The 9,621-nt window shown below is 35.3% G+C and carries 9 protein-coding genes; all 9 read right to left on the bottom strand.

What is annotated here, in order from left to right; genetic code table 11:
• Positions 1-47: 47 nt before the first annotated feature.
• The 9 genes from AC1VAQ_RS15585 to AC1VAQ_RS15545 all read right to left on the bottom strand — a co-directional run bounded on the left by AC1VAQ_RS15585 (position 48) and on the right by AC1VAQ_RS15545 (position 9,618).
• Positions 48-332 (bottom strand): hypothetical protein, encoded by a 285-nt coding sequence (locus AC1VAQ_RS15585; protein ID WP_479904128.1) that lies wholly within the window; start codon positions 330-332, stop codon positions 48-50.
• Positions 332-517 (bottom strand): hypothetical protein, encoded by a 186-nt coding sequence (locus tag AC1VAQ_RS15580; protein ID WP_302598223.1) that lies wholly within the window; start codon positions 515-517, stop codon positions 332-334. The genes AC1VAQ_RS15585 and AC1VAQ_RS15580 overlap by 1 nt, the downstream gene beginning before the upstream one ends.
• Positions 518-540: 23 nt before the next feature.
• Positions 541-726 (bottom strand): hypothetical protein, encoded by a 186-nt coding sequence (locus tag AC1VAQ_RS15575; protein ID WP_479904127.1) that lies wholly within the window; start codon positions 724-726, stop codon positions 541-543.
• Positions 727-1,302: 576 nt separating this feature from the next.
• Positions 1,303-2,838, bottom strand: a complete 1,536-nt coding sequence (gpmI, locus tag AC1VAQ_RS15570) for a 2,3-bisphosphoglycerate-independent phosphoglycerate mutase (protein ID WP_479904126.1) — start codon at positions 2,836-2,838, stop codon at positions 1,303-1,305.
• A 121-nt stretch (positions 2,839-2,959) separates the two neighbouring features.
• Positions 2,960-3,703 (bottom strand): triose-phosphate isomerase, encoded by a 744-nt coding sequence (tpiA, locus tag AC1VAQ_RS15565; protein WP_302598228.1) that lies wholly within the window; start codon positions 3,701-3,703, stop codon positions 2,960-2,962.
• Between the two features lie 201 nt (positions 3,704-3,904).
• Positions 3,905-5,119: a phosphoglycerate kinase gene (locus tag AC1VAQ_RS15560; RefSeq protein ID WP_302598230.1), complete on the bottom strand. Its 1,215-nt coding sequence runs from the start codon at positions 5,117-5,119 to the stop codon at positions 3,905-3,907.
• A 181-nt stretch (positions 5,120-5,300) separates the two neighbouring features.
• Complete coding sequence (gene gap / locus AC1VAQ_RS15555; RefSeq protein ID WP_302598231.1) at positions 5,301-6,308, bottom strand: type I glyceraldehyde-3-phosphate dehydrogenase; 1,008 nt, start codon at positions 6,306-6,308, stop codon at positions 5,301-5,303.
• Positions 6,309-6,460: 152 nt separating this feature from the next.
• Entirely contained in the window at positions 6,461-7,495 is a 1,035-nt protein-coding gene (locus AC1VAQ_RS15550; protein WP_302598232.1) for a sugar-binding transcriptional regulator, read from the bottom strand.
• 431 nt (positions 7,496-7,926) lie between these two features.
• The gene (locus AC1VAQ_RS15545) at positions 7,927-9,618 is read right to left on the bottom strand and encodes a Na/Pi cotransporter family protein (RefSeq protein ID WP_302598234.1); all 1,692 of its coding nucleotides are present in this window, start codon (positions 9,616-9,618) and stop codon (positions 7,927-7,929) included.
• Positions 9,619-9,621: the final 3 nt, after the last annotated feature.

The following is a 9,621-nucleotide window of genomic DNA, read 5'->3' as shown; positions in this document are numbered from 1 at the left end:
ATTTTTATTATTTTTGTTACTGGAAAGATTTAGTTTTAAGTTTACGCTTATGATTTTTTATTATAAATACGTTCAACTGCTAGCATAAAGGCCCAACTCGTTATCAGCAAAGAAAAACTTTGTGCAAAAAAGTCACCCTTTAATAACGAATCAATAGCAACTACCAAGTATAAAATATACCCTAACATGCCACATATAAAACAAACAATCATTAAATTCTTTTCAAATTTACTTTCTTTTAATTTAATATTTTTTACTGCAGCTATGGCAAAATAACAAAACATAAAAAATATTAGATTAAAAATTATATGACTAATTAATAATAAATTCATTACGCACCTGCTATAGCTGTTAATAATCCACCTGCTACACCTACAGTAACTACTAATGCTCCGCCTCCAGAAACAATAGCACCAGCAGCAATTAATCCGCCACCAACTACTGAAAGCCAGCCTCCTCCTTCAACTTCAATTAATTCTTCAGTATTCATATTAGAAAAACATTCAGTATTTAACATAATCTTTTCTCCTTAATTATAATTTATATACCTGCATCAATACAAGCTAAACCGCCGCCAGCTAATGCTAAACCAGCTCCTGGATTTACTACTGCTACTGGTACTGCAGCTGCTACTGCCACTGTTCCAAAGAAAACACAAGCTGCTTCTTTCCAGCCTCCTCCTTCTACGATTTCTAATTCTGATGCTGTCATTTGCGTAAATTCCATTTTAATGCTCCTTTTATTATTTGTTGTCAACTGTATTTCGTACGCTAATATAGTTGTGATCTCAGTAATTACTTGTATATATATTTTATTTCAAATATATACATATTTCAACCAAGTCAGCCAACACCTTATGGACAAAAAAAGACATTTCATACCTTTTATTTTAAAGCATGCAAAAAACACCTATATAGTCCCCGTCGGGTCTATATAGGTGTTACGTAAAACATGCATGTATTTCCCGTAGTGGGTAGCTAATCCACTACTTTGTTTACGATTTTGATGAATGCCTTGGGAGCTAACCGAAGCATTCAAGGATGGTTATTTGGTTGTTGTCGAATCTATTGCTTGTTGCTATCTTTAACAGTTTCTAAGTGTTAGTGTAGCCCTATGGCTACTTGTTGCAACATTATTATTATAAGTACTTTGTTTTCTTTAAATGCATTTTTAAGTTTGTTTGTGTGTGTGTAATAGTAAACTTTAAGTTGCATTCTTCTTGTTTCAAGACTCAAATTGTGTGTGTGTAATAGTATGAATCTATGAACCAATTTTAAGTTTTTACTTCGTACTTAATTTAAGCTATTTTACTAATAAAGATTCGCCGGTCATTTCAGCTGGTTGTTCCATTCCCATCATTTCAAGTAAAGTTGGTGCGATATCTGCAAGTTTACCGCCTTCTTTAAGTGTTACACCCTCTTTGTAATTAACAAGGATAAATGGTACTGGATTAGTTGTGTGTGCTGTAAACGCTTCATGATTTGTGTAATCAATCATTTGTTCAGCATTTCCGTGGTCTGCACAAATAAATGCATAACCATTTGTTTCTTCAATAGCAGTGATTACTTGACCTACTGCTTTATCCACAGCTTCAATTGCTTTTTTAGCTGCTTCTAAATCACCTGTGTGACCAACCATATCTGGGTTAGCAAAGTTACAGATAATTACATCGTATTCGCCGCCACGAATAGCTGCATCTAATTTGTCTGCCACTTCAAATACACTCATTTCTGGTTGTAAATCATAAGTTGCTACTTTTGGTGAAGGAATTAATGTACGATCTTCTCCTTCATTACACTCTTCTACACCACCGTTGAAGAAGAAAGTAACGTGTGCATATTTTTCTGTTTCAGCAATACGAAGTTGTGTTTTACCATTTTTCGCTAAGTACTCACCAAATGTATTAGTAAGTGCTTCTGGTTTGAAACATACATCTGTCACAGGAAGTGTGATATCGTATTGTGTAAATGTTGTGAATGCGCATCCAATCTTTTCTCTCTTGAAACCATCGAACTCGTCATCAACAAATACTCTTGTCATCTCACGTGCACGGTCTGGTCTAAAGTTAAAGAAGATTACGCTATCATCAGCAGAGATTTTACCGATAGCTTCGCCGCCTTCTGTAATAACAGTTGGTACAACGAATTCATCGTTAACTTCTTTTGCATATGAATCAGCAATAGCTTGTACTGGATCTGTAGCTTTTTCGCCTTCTCCTAAAGCAATTGCCTTGTAAGCTTTTTCTACGCGGTCCCATCTATTATCACGGTCCATTGCATAGTAACGACCAGAAATAGATGCAACTTTACCTACACCGATTTCTTTCATTTTAGCAACAAGTGCTTCCATGAATTCTTTAGCAGATGCAGGAGGTGTATCACGTCCATCTAAGAAGGCATGTACGTATACTTTTTCAAGTCCTTCTCTTTTAGCCATTTCAAGAAGACCATAAAGATGTTCGATATGGCTGTGTACACCACCATCTGATAATAAACCAAATAAGTGAAGTGCACTATTATTTGTTTTACAAACGTTCATAGCGTTTACTAATGCTTCATTTTTAAAGAAGTCACCATCTTGGATTGCTTTTGTAATACTTGTAAGTTGTTGGTATACAATACGTCCAGCACCCATGTTAAGGTGACCAACTTCTGAGTTACCCATTTGTCCATCTGGAAGTCCTACAGCCATACCACTTGCATAGCCTTTTACAGTAGGATATTTTTTCATAATAGCATCAAGATTAGGTTTGTTAGCTTCTGCTACAGCATTAGCTTCCATGTTTTCATTGATACCAAATCCATCAAGGATGAGTAATAAAGTTGTTTGTTTACTCATTGTCGTTCTCCTATCCCAAAGATTACTGTTGTAACCTAAGATTATTATTATAACCTTAGATTACATTTATAATCTCAGATTAATATTCTAACCTTGAAGTTAAACTTTCAAATAATCGATCTTAGTAGTTTACGATTGATGCAAATTCTGGTTTAAGAGATGCACCACCTACAAGACCACCATCGATATTACCCATGTTGAATAATTCGTTAGCATTACCACCGTTTACTGATCCGCCGTATTGAACGCGTACCGCGTCAGCTACTTCTTGACCATAAACTTCTCCAACTACAGTTCTGATAGCTGCGCAAACTTCTTCTGCTTGAGCTGATGTAGCTGTTTTACCTGTTCCGATTGCCCAGATTGGTTCATAAGCAATTACAACATTTTTAGCATCTTCTGCTTTTACATCTTTAAGTGCAATTTTTGTTTGAAGACGTACAAGGTCGATAGTTACGCCTTGTTCTCTTTCTTCTAAACTTTCACCAACACAGATGATTGGTACTAAGTTATGTTCAATAGCTTTTAATACTTTTTTGTTAACTGTTTCATCAGTTTCAGCGAAGTATTGTCTTCTTTCTGAGTGACCGATTACTACATATTTAACACCAAGTTCTACAAGCATGCTTGGTGCGATTTCACCTGTAAAAGCACCACTTTCTTCAAAGTGCATATTTTGAGCACCTACACCAATGTTTGTTCCTTTAACAGCATCAAGTACAGCTGGAAGGCACACGAAAGGTGGGCATACAACTACTTCTACATCAGTTGTGTTGATTTCATTTTTTAATGAATTAATAAGTTCAACAGCTTTAGCTGGAGTCATGTTCATTTTCCAGTTTCCTGCTACGATTTTTTTACGCATTTAAAAACACTCCTTTGGGTTAAAATTCACCCCATAATATATTGTTAATCTCATTGTTTAACTTAACTATAATTCCCTTTAAATGAATTGGCGTCCATTTATTATAGTTTCTATTTTCTCTATTATTAACAGCTCTTCATAATATATCTTATAAAAAACCATTTATAAAATATGCTTTTATTTAAATTATAAAATCAAAGATTATTTGTTGTCAGCAGCAGCTACACCTGGAAGTTCTTTACCTTCTAAGAACTCAAGTGATGCACCACCACCTGTAGAGATGTGTGACATTTTGTCAGCAAATCCAAGACGTTTAACAGCGTTTACAGAGTCTCCTCCACCTACTACTGTTGTTGCACCTTCAAGGTTAGCAACTGCGTCACATACTGCAAGAGTACCAGCAGCGAAGTTTTCAAATTCGAATACACCCATTGGTCCATTCCATACAACTGTTTTAGCACCTTCAAGCGCTTTTTTGTAAAGTTCAATTGTTTTTGGTCCGATATCGAATCCTGACCAACCAGCTTCAATTGTTTCAACAACAGCTTTTTCTGTGTCGTTAGCAAATGTTTTACCAACAACGTGGTCAACTGGAAGTAAAAGTTTAACACCTTTTTCTTCAGCTTTTTTAACCATTTCTAAAGCGTAATCCATTTTATCTTCTTCTAATAATGAGTTACCAACTTCTTGTCCTTGAGCTTTAAGGAATGTGTAAGCCATACCTCCACCGATGATAAGTGTATCAACTTTTTCAAGAAGGTTGTTGATAACAGCAATTTTATCAGATACTTTAGCACCACCAAGGATAGCTACGAATGGACGAACTGGATTTTCTACAGCTTCGCCTAAGAATTTGATTTCTTTTTGCATTAAGTAACCAACTACGTTTTCTTTACAGAATTTAGTTACACCTACGTTTGAACAGTGTGCACGGTGAGCTGTACCGAAAGCATCATTTACGAATACTTCGTTATCACAAAGTGCAGCTAATTCTTTAGCGTAGTTTTCTGCATTTTCATCTTTTCCATATTTTGTTTCTTCTGCTCTGTAACGAGTGTTTTGAAGTAATAATACTTCACCATCTTTAAGGTCAGCAGCTACTTTTTGTGTTTCTGGACCTGTTACTTGTGGATCATTAACGAATTTAACGTCTAATCCTAATCTTTCTGAAAGAGCAGCAGCAACTGGAGCTAATGATAACTCTGGAAGAGCTTCTCCTTTTGGTTTACCAAGGTGTGAGCAAAGGATAACTTTTGCACCTTGTTCTAATAATTTTTTGATTGTTGGAAGTGCACCATCAATACGATTGTAGTTTTGGATAACTCCTTCTTTTAAAGGTACGTTGAAGTCACAACGTACTAATACCTTTTTGCCTTGAAGATTTGTTAAATCATCAACTGTTTTTTTGTTTAACATAGTCGTAAACTCCTTTCAAATTTTGATAATAAAATTATACATTATATCATGATTATACAAAAGTAAAATCTACAATATTTATGGAAATTTTACTTAATAAATGTCAAAAGGGTCCAGTCCTATAAGTCTAACCTACAAGACCGGACCCTGTTAGGATCTTATATCACTAGTTACTTAAAAATTAAGCAAGTTCAGCGAAGTATTTGATTGTTCTAACCATTTGGCTTGTGTATGAGTTTTCGTTGTCATACCAAGAAACAACTTGTACTTGAGATGTACCATTGTCAAGGTTAGTTACCATTGTTTGTGTAGCATCGAATAATGAACCGTATGTGATACCTACGATATCAGATGATACTAATTCTTCTTCTGTGTAACCGAAAGATGCATTTGAAGCAGCTTTCATAGCTTCGTTGATTTGTTCTTTTGTTACTGTTCCTTCAACTACAGCTGTAAGGATTGTTGTTGAACCTGTTGGAACTGGAACACGTTGTGCAGCACCGATTAATTTACCGTTTAATGCTGGGATAACTAAACCGATAGCTTTAGCAGCACCTGTTGAGTTAGGAACGATGTTTACAGCAGCAGCTCTAGCTCTTCTGAAATCACCTTTTCTGTGTGGACCATCAAGTACCATTTGGTCACCTGTGTAAGCATGGATTGTAGCCATGATACCAGATTTGATTGGTGCTAAGTTGTTAAGTGCATTAGCCATTGGAGCTAAGCAGTTTGTTGTACAAGAAGCTGCAGAAATGATTGTATCTTCTTTTGTTAATGTTCCTTCGTTTACACCGAATACGATTGTTGGAAGGTCGTTTCCAGCTGGAGCTGAAATAACAACTTTTTTAGCACCTGCATTGATGTGTGCTTGAGATTTAGCTTTAGATACATAGAAACCTGTACATTCAAGTACTACGTCTACGTCTAATTCTCCCCATGGAAGGTTGTTAGCATCTGCTTCTGCGTAGATTTTGATTTCTTTACCGTTTACAACGATTGAATCTTCTTTAGCTTCAACTGTACCGTTGTATCTACCTTGAGAAGAGTCATATTTTAATAAGTGTGCTAACATTGCTGGGTTAGTTAAATCGTTGATTGCTACGATTTCGTAACCTTCTGCTCCGAACATTTGTCTGAAAGCAAGACGTCCAATACGTCCAAATCCATTAATCGCTACTTTTACTGCCATTATTGGTTCCTCCTTAAGAAATATCTTTTGATTTTATATATTCAAATCGCCGTTATTAGTATGTACCAGTAGTGGCGATATGATACCTGTTTCATTTTACCACTTATCTTCAAAATTTTCTACTTTTTAAAGTGAATTTTTTAACTATTTTTTTAATTCTTTTCGTAAGTAGTAAGTATTCGTTTAGCAGCTCCCTCATCTAATATGAGATAGCTTCCTTTAAGTAAAGTACTAGTTGCCATAATAGCATCTGCTTTACTTTCACCACCAGCTACTGCGATTCTAACTGGAATTGCTTTTGCAATCTCAGGTTCGACACCTATAGAGCCTGTGGCATACACAACTTGTCCTTCTTTGTTAAAATAATATCTAAAAGACTCTGCAACCGCCTGTTTCTCTTCTAAATGTTTTAAGACAACTGGTGGCTCGTTGCGACGTTTTGCCATTTTTATGGCATTTCCTATTCCAAATATAATAATATCTGTTTTTGAAATCTTTTGCAATAAATTTTGTATCTGTGGTTCACTTTTTATAAGGCTAATGGACTGATTACTGAGATTATCTGGAATCGCTAATAACTCATACTCTGCATCTAGCTTCTTAGCAAGTTCTACTGCTATAGTATGTGCTTGCAGTTCCACTCTTTGACCTACGCTTCCTCTAGCAGGAATAACTCTTAAGCCATTAAAGTGATGTCCGCATCTTGGCATAGATGCAATCATATGGGCAATGGTTGTTCCTCCTGTAATCGCAACTGTGCACTCATCCTTAAGTTCATGCTCTAGTATGCTCATACAAGCAACACCCAGTTCATTTTTTATTTCATCGCGTTCATCCATATTGCCCTTTACAACGATAGCTTTTTTAAGTTCTAGTAAAGCTTCAATATCTTTTTCTAAGCGACTTGTAGCTTCTAACTCATGAATGATGGCATACAATGTATTTAATACATCTTCTCCCTGCGGTGTAATACTTATACCCATAGAAGAAATTTCAACAAGCCCATTTTGAAATAATCGATCCACTTCACCACGAACCGTTCTTTCTGATACTTTCAGTAAGTTTACAAGTGTTCTTCGACCGACTGGTTCATTTTGCATAATGGTTTGCAAAAGCCTGTAACGTTCTTTAAACATTTGAAGCCCTTCTGGAAGTAATCTCTCTAAGGCATTTACTATATTTTGCATTGCTATACTCCTCGGGTACATTTTTGTCCCACGACTTACTTTTTTGTCCCACTCCCTTATTGTATCTATTTTCTCCTAATTACGCAACATATTTTTCCTATTTTTTTTACTTTATTTGTAACTTATGCGCTAAAAACGTTCTCTTATCTAAATTTTGCCCCCATACTCTTTTTATTTTTTCCTCTTTTTCTCACGTTATTCATCTCTTTCATACCATTTTTATTCTTTTTAAATAATTTAAACTTTAACAATTCTTCATTAACTTTTCCGACTCATACATACTTTTCCCACAAAAATATACTTTCTTGCACTATTTTCACTTTCCTTTAGCCCCCTTCATTTATATTTATGATAATTTTCTTATTTATCCACACTCACTTCCATCCACAAAAAAAAGCCGCAACACTTTGTGCTACGACTATAAAATTTATTTATTGTTGAAATGTTGTATAGCTAATATCTTCTGATGTTAATGATTTGTTTTCATCTAATATTGTTTGTGCAATATTACATGCATGATCAGAAATACGCTCCACATTACTAATAACGTCTAAGAATACAATGCCGGCTAATGAATCACATGTATTATCAGCTAAACGTTTCATATGTCTTGAACGTAATTTAGTTTCCATACTATCTACTTTATCTTCAAGTGGTATTGCCTTTTGTGCAATAGCTTTGTCACTGAATTCATAAGCTCTCATTGACATTTCAAAACAACTTGTAGCTGTTTCAATAATTTCACGTAGCTCTTGTTTTGCTTTATCAGAGAAATTAAGTTCCTGTTCAATTAAGCTTTGTGCAAGTTCTGCTAAGTTTTCTGCATGATCGCCTACACGCTCAATATCACTTACTGTATGGAAAAGAGCTGTTACGATTGTATGTTCTTTTTCTGAAATAGTTGTATTAGTAAGTTTTACAAGGTAATGATTAATACCATGTTGTAATTGATTGATAATCTTTTCTCTTTCAAAGACCTCTTCAATTTTCTTCTCATCTTTTTCAAATAATGCTTCCATTGATGCTTGAACATTTTGATGTGCAATATTACCCATGCGTACAACTTCTTTTACAGCATTTTCTACTGCAAATGATGGTGTTTCTAAAATACGCTCATCAAGGTGCTTAAGCTCACCTTCATCTGAATCATCTTTACCTGTAATAATTTTCTCAGCTAAAGTTACAAGAAGTCCCGCAAATGGGAATAATAAAATTGTATTCATGATGTTGAATACTGTGTGTACAACACTGATTTGTGTCACATCAATTAATTGTGCACCGAGTTCTGGGGCAACCCATGTAAATCCTATACATGCAATAATTGCAAACACAACTGAACCTAAAAAGTTAAATAAGAAGTGAATTGCTGCTGCTCTTTTAGCATTTTTACTTGCACCAATACTAGAAAGAATTGCTGTAATACATGTCCCGATGTTTTGTCCTAATATAATATAAATTGCTGAGTTCCATGGTACAAGTGCAGCTGTTGCTAAGGCTTGTAAAATACCAACTGAAGCTGAAGAGCTTTGAATAACTGCCGTTACAATGGCACCTACTAAAATCCCTAAAATTGGATTACTTCCTAGTACAACAAATAAGTTACGTACTGATTCTAATCCTCTAAGTGGTGTTGCTGCATCACTCATTGTGTCAAGACCTAAGAATAATGCACCAAATCCAAATAAAATTTGTCCAACATGTTTTGTATGTTGCTTTTTAGCAAACATTGTTAAAACAACACCTATGATAATACATATTGGTGCTAGTACTGATGGTTTTAGGAAACTTGTCCATTCTCCAAGCGATACAATCCAAGCTGTTACTGTGGTACCCACATTAGCTCCCATGATTACACCTACAGCTTGTTTAAGAGACATAAGCCCCGCGTTTACAAAACCTACAACCATTACTGTTGTAGCTGATGAACTTTGTATAAGTGCAGTCACACCTGCACCAACTAAAACACCTAAAAATCTATTATTCGTAAGTACGCCTAATAGGTTTTTCATTTTGCTACCAGCTGCTTTTTGTAACCCTTCTCCCATGTATTCCATACCAAAGAGAAAGAGTCCAAACCCTCCTAAGAAGCTTAGTGCTACATTAAGCCAGTTTATCTCATTCATTAT

This window comes from Cellulosilyticum sp., assembly GCF_982396655.1.
Note: the sequence above shows the minus strand (reverse complement) of the source record. Positions and strands in the feature narration are given on the sequence as shown.